Origin of the sequence: Micromonospora sp. NPDC048999, from assembly GCF_040649295.1 — a bacterium.
Taxonomy (GTDB): Bacteria; Actinomycetota; Actinomycetes; order Mycobacteriales; family Micromonosporaceae; genus Micromonospora.
The window spans coordinates 709,198-723,679 of the sequence record NZ_JBEZFI010000001.1 but is presented as its reverse complement, the minus strand read 5'-3'; the positions used below and the strand labels follow the sequence as shown (position 1 = coordinate 723,679).

Sequence of the window (14,482 nt, the reverse complement as noted above, 5' to 3'; positions counted from 1 at the left end):
TCCGGATGGTCGGCCCGCACCCCGTCGATCAGACCCCGCGCTCCCGGCGCGGCGTACGGCCCGGCGGAAAACGGGTCGGGTTCGAGTGCCACCCGGCACCGCCGCTCCACACTATCGACGCGCGGCCAGCCTACGGCGCACAGGCGCAGCGGGTCCATGTCGGGTTCTGATCGATGGGCTGGATCGCACCGAGTTCCCGACCGTACCGACACCGCGGGAACCCTTGTGGCGTCATCGATCCCGCCTGTTTCCGCCGCGGTTGCGGCCGCCACGCGACCGCTTCGGTCCCTTCTTCCGTGCCGGGCCGACCACCCGCTCCCGGACCACCTCGATCACGGTGGCCGGCGGATCGATGACCCCGACTCCACACCGGTGCAGCTCCGGCTCGCCCCCACCCAGCCGGGACACCGCCTCGGCGTGCTCGGCGATCTCCTCGGCGGCCGAGGCGCCCTTGAGTGCCACCAGTCGCCCGCCGGGCACCGCGAGGGGAAGGCACCAGGCGGCGAGCCGGTCCAGCGCGGCGACCGCCCGCGCGGTCACGACGTCGGCGCTGAGTGGCGCACTGTCGCGCGTGCCGGCCGCCGCCTCCTCCGCCCGTCCCCGGAACACCCGGACCGTGCGCGTCAGGCCGAGCTGCTGCACCGCCTCGATGAGGAAGGCGGTCCGCCGGGCGAGCGGTTCGACCAGGGTGACCGTGAGGTCGGGCCGGGCGATAGCCAGGACCAGGCCGGGCAGCCCGGCACCGGAGCCGACGTCGAGCACGCTCGCGCCATCAGGAATCCGCTCAGCCATCGCCGCGCAGTTGAGCAGGTGCCGTTCCCAGATGCGGGGGGCCTCGCGGGGGCCGATCAGGCCGCGGACCACGCCGTCCGTCGCCAGCAGTTCGGCGTACGCGGCGGCCAGGTCGAGGCGTTCGCCGAACAACGTACGGGCGGCCTGCGCCAGCTCGGGCGGCAGCGTCGCCTGCATCGGAGTCGGCTGGTCCGTCCGCTGCTCGACCGGCCGGGCAGCACCGTCCACGAGGGACGGATCGGCCGGCTCGGCGCTGGCGGCCGGCTCGGCGGCGGCAGCAGGCTCGGCTGCGGCCGGCTCGGCGAACGCCGGTTCCACAGCACCGGCCGGCTCGGCCAGGGTCGCCGACGCCTCCACGTCCGTCGCCGGCCCGGTCGACGCCGCCCGCTCGGCGGAGAAGGTCGGGGTCACCTCGCCCGAGGGGTGCGCCGGTTCCGGAGCGGCGGGCTGCCCGGGCGCGGAGAAGCTCGGGTCGGCCGGGGCCGCCGGTGTACCGGGAACGGATGGCTCGGCCGCATCCGCCTCGGAGAAGACCGGGTCAACGGTCGGGTCGTGCCGGACAGGCGACGGCCCGGGTGGCATGCCACCCGGGCCAGGCACGGCAGCCGCCGTAGTCTCGTCCTGGGTCACCCGGTCAGTCCACCGGCCGGACGACGATACGGCGGCTCGGCTCGACGCCCTCGGACTCGCTCTCCACGCCGCTCATCGCGTTCACCACGTCGTGCACGCACTTGCGCTCGAACGCGGACATCGGCTCCAGGCGGACCGGCTCGCCGTGCTCCTTGACCTTCTCCACCGCGTTCTTGGCGACGGCGGACAGCTCCTTGCGCCGGGTGGCCCGGTAGCCGCCGACATCGAGCAGCAGGCGGCTCGGCGAGCCGGTCTGCCGGAACACCGCCAGTCGGGCCAGTTCCTGGAGGGCCTCCAGGGTGGCGCCGCGCTGGCCGACCAGGCTCTGCAGGCGGCCGCCGACCACCTCGACGACCGGACGGCCGCCGGAGACCAGCTCGTCGATGTCGCCGTCGTAGTCGAGGATGTCGAGCAGGCCCTCGATGTAGTCGGCGGCGATCTCGCTCTGCCGGAACAGGTCGCTGTCGGCCGGAGCCTTCTTCTCCCGGGCCTCCGGCTCGGGCTCGGTCTCCTCCGCCTCCTCGACGGCAACGGCAGACGTGGTCTCCTCGTCCAGGGACTGCTCGGCGCTGGGGATGCTGGTGTCGGTCACGGGCTCATCTCCGTACTCGGTCGGCCGGACCGTCGGGTCCGCTGGTCGCCCGGGGCCGGCGGGAGGTTCGCCGGTGCCTCGGTCACGTCTGTACGGGCAGTTTCGCCCGTGACCGCGCTTCCGCGCGGCGGTTCCGGCCCGGCGCCGACCGTACGGTGGCAGCTCGGGGGCCGGACGGGCCGCCGCCGATCCCGGCGGCGGCCCGGAGGCTCAGCCCTGTCACTTGGTGGGCCGGCCGCCCTTCTTCGGGTTGGTCGGCTTGGCGCCGGGCTTCGGGCCGGCCACCTTCGGAGCGGTCGCCGGGGCCTTCGCGGCCGGCTCGGCGGCCTTGCGACCCAGCAGGCCGCCGGTCTTGGCCGGCTGAGCGGTCCGCGCCGGGACGGCCTTCTTGGGCGGCACCAGCGGCGGGAACTTCCGCAGCACCCACTGCTGCTGGCCGAGGGTGAACAGGTTGTTGGTGACCCAGTAGATGATCACACCGATCGGGAAGATCGAGCCGGAGACCAGCAGGGAGACCGGGATGCCGTAGAGCATCAGCCGCTGCACCATGCGCTGCTGCGGATCCTCCGCCCAGCCGGTCTTGAGGATCATCTGACGGCTGGTCAGGTACGTCGTGGCGATCATGATGACCACCAGCACACCGGCGACGGTCTTGACCGTCCCGCTGCTCGCTCCGAGGCTGGCCAACTCGTCGGCCGTCGAGCCGAACCGGCCGGAGAGCGGAGCGGTGAAGAGCTTGGCGTGCGACGCGCTCTCGAACTGGTCGGCCGTCCAGCCGTACAGCTCCTTCAGGGGGTTGTCCGGCTTGAGCCGCTTCAGGGTGTGGAACAGGCCGAGGAAGACCGGAATCTGGAGAAACATCGGAAGGCAGCCCATCAGCGGGTTGGCCTTTTCCTTCCGGTAGAGCTCCATCATCTCCTTCTGGAGCGTCTCCCGGTCGCCCTTGTGCTTCTCCTGGAGCTCCTTGACCTTGGGCTGGAGCGCCTGCATCGCCCGCTGCGACTTGATCTGCTTGACGAAGACCGGGAAGAGGATGACGCGAACCGTCACCACCAGGAAGACGATGGCGAGGATCCAGGACCAGTTCGTCCCGAGCAGCGCCCCGCTCGACACGATGGCGTCCCAAGCCGAGTGCCAGGTCAGCAGGATCCACGAGATCGCGTAGTAGACCCAGTCAAGACTCAATTTCTCAGGCTCCAGTCACGTCGGCGCGGCGGCCCTCGCCCGGCTCTGGCACCGGGTCGTGTCCACCTGGGTGAAAGGGGTGGCAGCGCGACAGCCGCCGGACCGTCAGCCAGGCTCCCCGCAGCGCGCCGTGCCGGGAGACTGCCTCCACGGCGTAGGCACTGCACGACGGGTAGAAGCGGCAGCGGGCCGGCAGTGCCGGACTTATCCACCGACGGTACGCGATGATGGGCGCCAACAGCATGCGGGCACCGGTAGTCGTCGGCCGCGACGCGGCGTTCTCCCCGCTCACCGGGACCGCCGCCCCCGCGGGGTTCGCGCGGCGGCGACTGCGTCGTCCAGGTCGGCCCCCAGGCGAGCGTACGACGCCTCGGCGGCCTGCGGCAGCGCCCGGACCACCAGGGTGCTGCCGGCAGGCAGCACGCCGAGGCGCTCGCGGACCAGGTGTCGGAGCCGGCGGCGGACCTTGTTCCGGACCACGGCGTTGCCGACCGCCTTGGACACGACGAAGCCGGCGCGGCTCGGTGCGGGGGTCTCCGCACCGGCGGTCCACGCCGGCTTCGGCAGGTCTGTCGCGGGGTGTCCGGTCTGTTCGGGAAGGGTCAGGTGCACCACGACGGTGCCTCGGCCGACGCGTCGGCCACCCCGGACCGCTGCGGCGAAGTCGCTACTGCGCCGCAGTCGCTGCGCGGCGGCCAGCACGACTGCCCCCGTCCCCTGGACCGGACCGGTCGGCCTCAGGCCGACAGGCGGGCGCGGCCCTTGGCGCGACGGGTCGAAAGAATGGCGCGGCCGGCACGGGTGCGCATGCGCAGCCGGAAGCCGTGGGTCTTCGCGCGCCGGCGGTTGTTCGGCTGGTAGGTGCGCTTGCTCACGTCAGGCTCTCCGTTGTCCTACGCCCCGCGCGGCGGATCGCCCGGGGTCGTGTGGTGGTCCAGGCCACCCTCGCCGGTGGCCTCCGATCGGTGCTGCCCGAGACGCGACACCTCGGCGATGCGGGGCAGCGACCACGGACAGCAAGCACCCATCACCCTAGCAGAGGGCGACAGAGCAGCCTGTCCACCCTACGCAGGGGGGCAATGACCGTCAAACATCACACTCGGAGGCCCAGCCGTGCCGGGAAAGCAACCTAAGGGGCGGTTTTCACTGATGTTGAGAAGGCTGCCACGGTGTCGACGGTTGATGGCGGAGGGTCCGCACTGTTAGCGTGCGCGATTGCGGTCAGCGTCGGGGGTCCGGGTTGTCGTGACCGGCAAGACCGGACAAGGTTGTTAATCGTTCGGCACGGTGAACCCGCTTCCAACGCCTCCGGAACCAGGGGGGTAGATCCGACCCGCGTCCGGCGGGCGGTCACAATCGGTCGGTACACACAGGCTGTGGATAACTTGTGGATGACGACCGGTCAGCCGTCCGGGCGGGCGTGGAGCAGAGGCGAAGGGGTGCCACGACGGTGACCGGAACGACGGACCTGGCCGCGGTGTGGTCGGCGGCGACGGACGAACTCGCCGACGAGATCATCTCCGCGCAGCAGCGGGCGTACCTCCGACTCACCCGGCTGCGGGCGATCGTCGAGGACACCGCCCTGCTCTCGGTGCCGGACGCCTTCACCCGCGACGTGATCGAATCGCGGCTCCGCCCGGCCATCACCGAGGCGCTGAGCCGGCGACTCGGCCGGCCGATCCAGGTCGCCGTCACCGTACGCGTCGCCGAGGACGGCGGGGTCCGCCCGGCCGGCACCGTCTACCGGGGCGGCCCGGAGGCTGCGGAGCGGGAATCGTCGCCGGACCTGCTCGCCGGCCTGGCCCAGCCCGACCCGTCGGCCAGGGTGCCCGGCTTCCCCGAGCTCGGCTATCCGGCCCGGCCCGAGCCCCCGGCGTACGTCGGTGATCGCCCGCAGCCGCCGGAGGAGCCGGCCCCACGGCAGCGGATCCCCGACGGCGGCCCGCCGCCGCTCATCCCGACCAGCCGCGCCGGCCAGGACACCCTGTTCAGCGCCGCCTTCGCCGAGCCGCTGCACCCCGCCGACGAGCGCCGGGCCTTCGACCAGCCGCTCCCGGACGCCGGTGGCTACGAGCCCCGATACCGCGACACCCCCGACGCGTCGTTGCGTGGCCTGTCGCGCAACGACGCCCCGGACAGCGGCCCGGGGCGCGGTGGCCCGGATCACCGGCCCGGTGGCCCGGCCGACCGGCGGCTCCCGGGCGGGGCGGAGACCGGTGGCAACCGGCTCAACCCGAAGTACATGTTCGAGACGTTCGTCATCGGCTCCTCGAACCGCTTCGCGCACGCGGCGAGCGTCGCGGTTGCCGAGTCGCCCGCGAAGGCGTACAACCCGCTGTTCATCTACGGCAGCTCCGGCCTGGGCAAGACCCACCTGCTGCACGCCATCGGGCACTACGCCACCACGCTGGGCAACGCCCGCTCGGTCCGGTACGTCTCGACCGAGGAGTTCACCAACGACTTCATCAACTCGCTGCGCGACGACAAGACCAGCGCGTTCCAGCGCCGCTACCGGGACGTGGACATCCTCCTGATCGACGACATCCAGTTCCTGGAGAACCGGGAGCGGACCCAGGAGGAGTTCTTCCACACCTTCAACACCCTGCACAACGCCAACAAGCAGATCGTGATCACCTCCGACCGGTCGCCGAAGCAGCTGGCCACGCTGGAGGACCGGCTCCGTACCCGGTTCGAGTGGGGGCTGCTCGCCGACATCCAGCCACCGGACCTGGAGACCCGGATCGCGATCCTGCAGAAGAAGGCGGCGCAGGAGCGCCTGTTCGCTCCGCCGGACGTGCTGGAGTTCATCGCCTCCCGGGTATCGAACTCGATCCGGGAACTGGAGGGCGCACTGATCCGGGTCACCGCCTTCGCCAGCCTCACCCGCTCGTCGGTGGAGCTGTCGCTGGCCGAGGAGGTGCTGCGGGACTTCATCCCCGACGGTGCCGGCCCGGAGATCACCGCCGACCAGATCATGGTCTCCACCGCCGATTACTTCGGGGTGAGCCTGGAAGATCTGCGCGGCCACTCCCGGTCCCGGGTGCTGGTCAACGCCCGGCAGGTGGCCATGTATCTATGCCGAGAGCTGACCGACCTGTCGCTGCCCCGGATCGGGCAGGCCTTCGGCGGCCGGGATCACACCACCGTCATGCACGCCGACCGGAAGATCCGCCAGCAGATGGCAGAGCGGCGCTCGCTCTACAACCAGATCGCCGAGCTGACCAACCGGATCAAGCAGACCACCTGAGCGACAGCGGTGCAGCGCCCGGCCGGAGCCTCCGGCCGGGCTTTTTCGTACCTGTGGAAGCCCGGAGCTTGACCCTCGACCCGGTTGAGGGCGCACGATCGGTGTCGTGTTCGTCCACAGGTCGACCCGGTTGTCCACACCCCCTGTGTCACATGCGGTGGATAACCACGTTCGGTTCCGGTCCGGTTACCCACAGACTGTGGACAACTCCTGGGGAAGGAGCTGTGGATACCTGGGGATGACGGGGCGGTTGTCCACCGACGACGGTCGACCTGTGGGCTGCCTGTTGAAGGTTCTGGGGACAACGTCGATCGAACGCGCCCGGCCTGTCCACAGCGCTGGGGAGAAACCCGGTGGATTAGCGGTGGAAAACCTGGGGACAGCGGTGGAAAACCTGGGGGTCGGCGGCGGGTGTGGACAGGAACACGAGTTGTACCCCTGGTTCTCCACAGCTAAACCACCGGTGGATACCCTGTCCGACCTGCGCAGACGCCGGTTCTCCACAGTTTGCACAGGTGCGATGAAGACGATGAGTTATCTCTTCTAAACAACAAAAACCAATCATCACCGTTGGACTTCCTGTGGATCGGGCCGAAGCACCGCCGTCGGCGGTCGCCCCGGCACCTGGATCCACGGGGTCGGGCGCACAGCCGATGCCCGCGCGCCCTAAGGTGCGATGGGTACCCGCACGGTCGGGCGGGACGGGTGGCAGCGGTCGGCATGAGAGAGTTGTCGCTGACGTCGACGCGGAGGCATTGATGAAGTTCCGAGTGGAGCGCGACGCGCTCGCCGAGGCGGTCGCCTGGACCGCCAAGAGCCTGCCCAACCGACCCTCCGTGCCGGTGCTGGCCGGGGTGATGCTCCGGGTGACCGACGGCAACCTTCAGGTCTCCGGCTTCGACTACGAGGTCTCCAGCCAGGTCACCGTCGAGGTGCAGGGTGACGCCGACGGCGCCGCCCTCGTCTCCGGCCGCCTGCTCGCCGAGATCACCAAGGCCCTCCCGGCCAAGCCGGTGGACATCGCCGCCGTCGGCGCCCACCTGGAACTGGTCTGCGGTAGCGCCCGCTTCACCCTGCCGACCATGCCGGTGGAGGACTACCCGTCGCTGCCAGAGATGCCGGAGAGCGCCGGTACCGTCGACGCCGCCGCCTTCGCCGCCGCCGTAGCCCAGGTCGCCGTTGCCGCCGGCCGGGACGAGACGCTGCCGATGATGACCGGCGTACGCCTCGAGCTGTCCGGCCGTGCCCTGGCGATGCTCGCCACCGACCGCTACCGGCTCGCGCTGCGCGAGATGGAGTGGAACCCGGAAGACCCCGAGATCAGCCTCAACGCGCTGGTGCCGGCCCGGACGCTGCACGACACCGCCAAGGCCCTCGGCCCGCTCGGCGGCCAGGTGACCATGGCGCTCTCTCAGGGTGGCGCCGGCGAAGGCATGATCGGCTTCTCCGGCGGCACCCGGCGGACCACCAGCCGGCTGCTCGACGGGGCCAACTACCCGCCGGTCCGCTCGCTCTTCCCCGCCAGCCACAACGCCGAGGCCCAGGTCTCGGTCAGCACCCTGATCGAGGTGGTCAAGCGCGTCGCCCTGGTCGCCGAGCGGACCACCCCGGTGCTGCTGAGCTTCAGCTCGGACGGCCTGGTCGTCGAGGCCGGCGGCACCGAGGAGGCCCGGGCCAGCGAGGCCATGGACGCGACCTTCACCGGCGAGCCGCTGACCATCGGCTTCAACCCGCAGTACCTGATCGACGGCCTGGCCAACCTGGGCACCCAGCACGCTGTGCTGAGGTTCGTCGACGCCTTCAAGCCTGCGGTGATTTCGCCCGCCGGCGAGGATGGCGAGGTTGTCCCGGGGTACCGGTACCTCATCATGCCGATCCGCGTGTCCCGCTGATCGCGTAGCAAGACCCGCACGTACGGAGGTAGGAGCAGATGCAGCTCGGCCTGGTAGGACTCGGCCGGATGGGCGGCAACATGCGCGAGCGATTGCGCGCCGCCGGGCACGAGGTGGTCGGCTACGACCGAAACGCGGAGCTGAGCGACGTCGCGAGCCTCGCGGAGCTGGCCGAGAAGCTGGAGTCGCCCCGCGCGATCTGGGTGATGGTCCCGGCCGGGGTCACCGACGCCACCATCGACGAGCTCGCCGGCGTGCTCGGCGAGGGCGACCTCATCATCGATGGCGGCAACTCCCGGTTCAGCGACGACGCCCCGCGCGCCGAGCGCCTGAACGAGCAGGGCATCGGCTACCTCGACGTCGGCGTCTCCGGCGGCGTCTGGGGCAAGCAGAACGGGTACGCACTGATGGTCGGCGGCGCGCAGGAGCACGTCGACCGGCTCATGCCGATCTTCGAGGCGCTCAAGCCGGCGGGCGAGTTCGGCTTCGTGCACGCCGGCCCGGTCGGCGCCGGCCACTACGCCAAGATGGTGCACAACGGCATCGAGTACGGCCTGATGCACGCGTACGCCGAGGGCTACGAGCTGCTGGCCAAGTCCGAGCTGGTGACCAACGTGCCGGGCGTGTTCAAGTCCTGGCGCGAGGGGACCGTGGTCCGGTCCTGGCTGCTCGACCTGCTCGACCGCGCGCTGGACGAGGACCCGGAGCTGGCCGAGCTGAGCGGCTACACCGAGGACACCGGCGAGGGCCGCTGGACCGTCGACGAGGCGGTTCGGCTCGCCGTGCCGCTGAACGTCATCACCGCCTCGTTGTTCGCCCGGTTCGCCTCCCGGCAGGACGACTCGCCCGCGATGAAGGCCGTCGCCGCGCTGCGCCAGCAGTTCGGCGGTCACGCCGTCCGCAAGCACTGACCGGCGCCACGCACCTGTGTACGTCCGCCGGCTCGAACTGGTCGACTTCCGCTCGTACGAGCGGGTCGGCGTCGATCTGGAGCCGGGTCCGAACGTCCTGACCGGCGCCAACGGCGTCGGCAAGACCAATCTGGTCGAGGCGCTGGGCTACGTGGCGACCCTGGACTCGCACCGGGTCGCCACGGACGCCCCGCTGGTCAGGTTGGGCGCCTCCTCGGCAGTGATCCGCTGTGCGGTGGCGCACGAGGGCCGGGAGCTACTGGTCGAGCTGGAGATCATCCCCGGCAAGGCTAACCGGGCCCGGCTGGGCCGATCCCCGGCCCGCCGCGCCCGGGACGTGCTCGGTGCGCTGCGGCTGGTGCTGTTCGCCCCGGAGGACCTGGAACTGGTCCGCGGGGACCCGGCCGAGCGCCGCCGCTACCTCGACGACCTGCTGGTCACCCGTCAGCCCCGGTACGCCGGGGTGCGCGCCGACTACGAGCGGGTGGTCAAGCAACGCAACGCCCTGCTGCGCACGGCGTACCTGGCCCGCAAGACCGGCGGGACGCGCGGCGGGGACCTGTCCACCCTCGCGGTCTGGGACACCCACCTGGCGCACCACGGCGCCGAGCTGCTCGCCGGCCGGCTGGAGCTGATCGCCGCGCTCGCCCCGCACGTCGCCAAGGCGTACGACGCGGTGGCGGCGGGCCGGGGCGCGGCGGGGATCGCGTACCGGCCGTCGGTGGAGCTGGCCGAACCGACCACCGACCGGGCGGTGCTGACCGAGACGCTGCGCGCCGCGCTGACGGAGCAACGGTCGGCGGAGATCGAACGCGGCACCACCCTGGTCGGCCCCCACCGCGACGATCTCGCCCTCACCCTCGGCCCGCTCCCCGCCAAGGGGTACGCCAGCCACGGCGAGTCCTGGTCGTTCGCCCTGGCCCTGCGGCTGGCCGGCTACGACCTGCTGCGCGCCGACGGCATCGAGCCGGTGCTGGTCCTCGACGACGTCTTCGCCGAGCTGGACGCCGGCCGCAGGGAGCGGCTGGCCGAGTTGGTCGGCGGCGCCAGCCAGCTCCTGGTGACCTGCGCGGTCGACGACGACGTGCCGGCGACCCTGCGCGGCACCCGGTACGCGGTGGGCGAGGGGACGGTACGCCGTGTCGGATGAGGTTCAGTTGCCCCCGGCCCGGCTGGGGCCGGCACGCGGGGGGCGTACCCCGGAGAACGGCCGGGCGGGCGACGGCGCCGATCCGGCCGGGAACGGTCAGGACGGTGCAGCAGGGGGCCGTCGACGCGGTGGCGCCAGCACCGGCGGCGCGAGCAGCCCTGCGGCGGGTGCGAGCGGCCCCGCGGCGGGTGCCGCGGCTGAGCTGCCCGCCGGGGCGTCCGGGCCGGAGCTGGCCCGGGCGGTGCTGGACGCGGCGAAGGCCCGCCGGCAGGCAGCCGCCGGCACCCGGCGCCGCAGCGCGGTACGCGGCGACGGCGAGCCGCGGCTGCGCGGCTACTCCGGTCCCGGGCCGGACCCCCGCGACCCGCAGCCGCTCGGCGCGGTGCTGGCGAAGCTGGTCAAGTCGCGCGGCTGGCAGCAGCCGGCGGCCGAGGCGACGGTCTTCGGCGCCTGGGAACGGGTGGTCGGGCCGGAGGTGGCGCAGCACAGCCGCCCGGTCAAGCTGGAGAACGGGGAGCTGACCGTGGAGGCGCGCTCGACGGCGTGGGCGACCCAGCTCCGGCTGCTCGCCGGCTCGCTGCTCAAGCAGATCGCCCGCGAGGTGGGCCACAACGTGGTGCGCAAGCTGCACATTCACGGTCCGGCCGCGCCGTCCTGGTCGCGTGGCCCGCGCCGGGTCCGCGGCCGCGGACCCCGCGACACCTACGGCTGACGCGGCCCGCCTCCTCACCCGGCCTGCCCGCTTCAGCGCTCCGCGTCGCACTGATCAACTCCATGTGCGGCAAAGTGTGGTCTCGTCCTCGGTTTTGACCACAACTTGCCGCATCTCGAGTTGATTTTGAGGTCACGCGTCGGCGTAGACGGCGAAGCCCCGATCGGCGCAGCGCCGGTAGAAGGCAGCCAGCACGCTCACCTCCGCGCTGGTGAAGGTCCACTGCGGCGGATCGCCGTTCTCGTCGCGCAGCCTGTCGAGCCGGCTGTCCAGCCAGCGCAGCTGCTGGTCGGCCAGCCGGCCGTCGCCCAGCAGCGACCGCAGCACCTCGCTCACCGACTCGAAGGTCACCGCCTCGCCGATCGGCCGGTGTCGGGCGACGAACTTCTCCAGCCCGTCGGCGATCCAGGAACACCCGTCGGGGTCAATCACCGGATCCTCGTCCTCGGCCGCGTTCTCCGTGGCGTAGAGCACATTTTCCAGGCCGAGGATCAGGTCGACCAGCTCGGTGTACGCGGTCGCGCGTACCGTGCCGGTCTTGGCGATCAGCTCGGCGAGTGCCGCGGTGGGGGCGGAGATGCGCGGCAGGTCCACGATCTCCCCGAAGTCGACGAACTCGGCCGGTGCGACCGGGTCGTAGAAGCGGCCGGTTCGCGGCCAGTGCACCGCGACGTTGTCCAGCCCCATCGGGCGTCACCTCTTGTCAGCGCGTTGTTGGACCGATCGGGTCGATCGTCCCGGTTTCCGCCCGGAAAGATCAAGACCACTGTGGCGCCGCCGCAAAGGTACGGCACGGCGCGCGCCACCGCGACCCCCGGTCGGTCACGCGCCGATACCGATACGAGCGGTCGGACGACTGCTCCGGGCCGCAGCGTGGCGTCAGACATCGCCGAGCGCGCGAGTGGTCGGACGACTGCTCCGGATCGTGGCGTGGCGTCAGACAGCGCCGAGCCGGAGTGGTCGGAAGTGCCGCCGATTTTGCCCAAGCGTGTAGGGGGAGTCGCGGACAGCGCGATTCGGCCGGCTACGGAGTTCTCAGCCGTCGCGCAGGGGTGCCGAGTGGCGGTTTGGTCGGCCGCGCGGAGTAAGATTGATGGCGAGACGAAAGACCCGACACGGAGCGACGGACAGGGGCCGCAGGGCCCTTGATCATTGTCCCGGATCGGGTCGAGCCGATCGCGATCCGCGGGCGACCGCGGCGCCCGGCGTACACGATCCGTGGCCTGGACATCCGGGGACCGGTCCGTGCGCGCCGACGTCGTGTTATGTCCCGCCGAACCCGCGCCCCGCGCCCTGGCGCGGCCGGTGCGAGAAAGTGGCCGAGGGTGGCAGCGGAGGACAACAAGAAGTACGGCGCCGAGTCGATCACCGTTCTCGAGGGGCTGGAGGCGGTCCGGAAGCGGCCCGGTATGTACATCGGGTCCACCGGTGAACGCGGTCTGCACCACCTCGTGTGGGAGGTCGTCAACAACTCGGTGGACGAGGCGCTGGCCGGCTTCTGCGACATCATCGACGTGGTGCTGCTGGCGGACGGCGGCGTACGCGTCACCGACAACGGGCGTGGCTTCCCGGTCGACCTCCACCCGAAGCTGAAGAAGCCGGGTGTCGAGGTCGCGCTCACCGTGCTGCACGCCGGTGGCAAGTTCGACGGCAAGGCGTACGCGGTTTCCGGCGGTCTGCACGGTGTCGGCGTTTCCGTCGTGAACGCCCTCTCCACGAAGATGGCGGTGGAGATCCAGAAGGACGGCTTCTTCTGGCGGCAGCAGTACCACCACGCCAAGCCGACCCCGCTGGAAAAGGGCGAGCCGACCGACGGGACCGGCTCGGCGGTCTCCTTCTGGCCCGACCCGGACGTCTTCGAGACCGTCGACTTCGACTTCCAGACCATCTACCGGCGCCTGCAGGAGATGGCCTTCCTCACCCGTGGCCTCACCATTCACCTGCTCGACGAGCGGGTCGCGGAGAACGAGGAGGGCAAGCCGCGCGAGGTGACCTTCCACTACGAGGGCGGCATCGCCGACTTCGTCCGGCACCTCAACGCCTCGAAGAACCCGATCCACCGGACGGTGGTCGAGTTCGACGCCGAGGAGGAGGGCATGTCGGTCGAGATCGCCATGCAGTGGAACGAGTCGTACGGCGAGTCGGTCTACACCTTCGCCAACAACATCAACACGCACGAGGGCGGCACCCACGAGGAGGGCTTCCGGGCCGCGCTGACCACCGTCGTCAACCGGTACGGCGCGGAGAAGAAGCTGCTCAAGGGCGATGAGAGGCTCTCCGGCGACGACATTCGCGAGGGCCTGGCCGCGATCATCTCGGTCAAGCTGACCAACCCGCAGTTCGAGGGCCAGACGAAGACCAAGCTGGGCAACACCCCGGTGAAGAGCTTCGTGCAGCGGGTCTGCAACGAGTCGCTGGTCGACTGGTTCGACCGGAACCCGGCCGAGGCCAAGATCATCATCACCAAGGCGTCCCAGGCCGCCCGGGCCCGGATCGCCGCCCAGCAGGCGCGGAAGCTGGCCCGGCGCAAGTCGCTGCTGGAGTCCGGCTCGATGCCGGGCAAGCTGGCCGACTGCCAGTCCACCGACCCGCGTGAGTCCGAGGTCTTCATCGTCGAGGGTGACTCGGCGGGCGGCTCGGCCAAGCAGGGCCGCGACCCGCGTACGCAGGCGATCCTGCCGATCCGCGGCAAGATCCTGAACGTGGAGAAGGCCCGGATCGACCGGGTGCTGAAGAACAACGAGGTCCAGGCGCTGATCACCGCGCTGGGCACCGGCATCCACGACGACTTCGACATGGAGAAGCTGCGCTACCACAAGGTCGTGCTGATGGCCGACGCGGACGTGGACGGCCAGCACATCCAGACGCTGCTGCTCACCCTGCTGTTCCGGTTCATGCGTCCGCTGGTCGAGCTGGGGCACGTCTACCTGGCCGCCCCGCCGCTCTACAAGATCAAGTGGAACAAGAAGGGCGACGACGCCCAGTACGCGTACTCGGACCGGGAGCGGGACGGGCTGATCGCGCTGCGCCAGCAGAAGAAGCCCAACGCCAAGCCGGACGACATCCAGCGGTTCAAGGGTCTCGGCGAGATGAACTACCCCGAGCTGTGGGAGACCACGATGAACCCGGCCACCCGCACGCTGCGCCAGGTGACGCTCGACGATGCCGCAACCGCCGACGAGCTGTTCAGCGTCCTGATGGGTGAGGACGTCGAGGCACGCCGTTCGTTCATCCAGCGCAACGCCAAGGACGTGCGGTTCCTCGACATCTGACGGATCGTGCCGGGCCGAGCGGAGTTCCACCGACCGGCCCGGCGATCCACAGAGTTATCCACAGTCCGGCCGGTATCCACAGCGGTTATCCACAGCGCG

The 14,482-nt window shown here is 71.0% G+C and carries 13 protein-coding genes; 6 read left to right on the top strand and 7 right to left on the bottom strand.

Annotated features, from left to right (window positions below):
• Positions 1-231: 231 nt before the first annotated feature.
• The 6 genes from rsmG to rpmH form a co-directional block, all read right to left on the bottom strand.
• Positions 232-969, bottom strand: a complete 738-nt coding sequence (gene rsmG, locus AB0C02_RS03520; protein WP_357541023.1) for a 16S rRNA (guanine(527)-N(7))-methyltransferase RsmG — start codon at positions 967-969, stop codon at positions 232-234.
• A gap of 457 nt (positions 970-1,426) precedes the next feature.
• The gene (locus AB0C02_RS03515; RefSeq protein ID WP_357540650.1) at positions 1,427-2,014 is read right to left on the bottom strand and encodes a R3H domain-containing nucleic acid-binding protein; all 588 of its coding nucleotides are present in this window, start codon (positions 2,012-2,014) and stop codon (positions 1,427-1,429) included.
• Between the two features lie 219 nt (positions 2,015-2,233).
• The gene (gene yidC, locus AB0C02_RS03510) at positions 2,234-3,199 is read right to left on the bottom strand and encodes a membrane protein insertase YidC (protein WP_357540648.1); all 966 of its coding nucleotides are present in this window, start codon (positions 3,197-3,199) and stop codon (positions 2,234-2,236) included.
• Between the two features lie 4 nt (positions 3,200-3,203).
• Positions 3,204-3,443 (bottom strand): membrane protein insertion efficiency factor YidD, encoded by a 240-nt coding sequence (gene yidD, locus AB0C02_RS03505; protein ID WP_357540646.1) that lies wholly within the window; start codon positions 3,441-3,443, stop codon positions 3,204-3,206.
• Positions 3,444-3,487: 44 nt separating this feature from the next.
• Positions 3,488-3,901 carry a ribonuclease P protein component gene (gene rnpA / locus AB0C02_RS03500; RefSeq protein WP_357540644.1) on the bottom strand — a complete coding sequence of 138 codons (414 nt, stop codon included), beginning with the start codon at positions 3,899-3,901 and terminating at the stop codon, positions 3,488-3,490.
• A 35-nt stretch (positions 3,902-3,936) separates the two neighbouring features.
• Entirely contained in the window at positions 3,937-4,074 is a 138-nt protein-coding gene (gene rpmH, locus AB0C02_RS03495; protein ID WP_007073824.1) for a 50S ribosomal protein L34, read from the bottom strand.
• 575 nt (positions 4,075-4,649) lie between these two features.
• Between rpmH and dnaA the strand changes: the two genes are divergently transcribed.
• From dnaA to AB0C02_RS03470, 5 genes are all read left to right on the top strand, one after another.
• Positions 4,650-6,446, top strand: a complete 1,797-nt coding sequence (gene dnaA, locus AB0C02_RS03490) for a chromosomal replication initiator protein DnaA (RefSeq protein ID WP_357540642.1) — start codon at positions 4,650-4,652, stop codon at positions 6,444-6,446.
• Between the two features lie 758 nt (positions 6,447-7,204).
• Positions 7,205-8,338 (top strand): DNA polymerase III subunit beta, encoded by a 1,134-nt coding sequence (gene dnaN / locus AB0C02_RS03485; RefSeq protein WP_357540640.1) that lies wholly within the window; start codon positions 7,205-7,207, stop codon positions 8,336-8,338.
• Between the two features lie 38 nt (positions 8,339-8,376).
• Positions 8,377-9,249 (top strand): phosphogluconate dehydrogenase (NAD(+)-dependent, decarboxylating), encoded by an 873-nt coding sequence (gene gnd / locus AB0C02_RS03480; protein WP_357540638.1) that lies wholly within the window; start codon positions 8,377-8,379, stop codon positions 9,247-9,249.
• 16 nt (positions 9,250-9,265) lie between these two features.
• Positions 9,266-10,399, top strand: coding sequence for a DNA replication/repair protein RecF (gene recF / locus AB0C02_RS03475; protein WP_357540636.1), 1,134 nt, complete (start codon positions 9,266-9,268; stop codon positions 10,397-10,399).
• The gene (locus tag AB0C02_RS03470; RefSeq protein WP_357540634.1) at positions 10,389-11,111 is read left to right on the top strand and encodes a DciA family protein; all 723 of its coding nucleotides are present in this window, start codon (positions 10,389-10,391) and stop codon (positions 11,109-11,111) included. The genes recF and AB0C02_RS03470 overlap by 11 nt, the downstream gene beginning before the upstream one ends.
• A 132-nt stretch (positions 11,112-11,243) precedes the next feature.
• Here AB0C02_RS03470 and AB0C02_RS03465 read toward each other — a convergent pair whose 3' ends face one another.
• Positions 11,244-11,798, bottom strand: coding sequence for a hypothetical protein (locus AB0C02_RS03465; RefSeq protein ID WP_357540632.1), 555 nt, complete (start codon positions 11,796-11,798; stop codon positions 11,244-11,246).
• A gap of 638 nt (positions 11,799-12,436) precedes the next feature.
• Here AB0C02_RS03465 and gyrB point away from each other — a divergent pair.
• Positions 12,437-14,383: a DNA topoisomerase (ATP-hydrolyzing) subunit B gene (gene gyrB, locus AB0C02_RS03460; RefSeq protein ID WP_357540630.1), complete on the top strand. Its 1,947-nt coding sequence runs from the start codon at positions 12,437-12,439 to the stop codon at positions 14,381-14,383.
• The last annotated feature ends 99 nt before the right edge of the window (positions 14,384-14,482 follow it).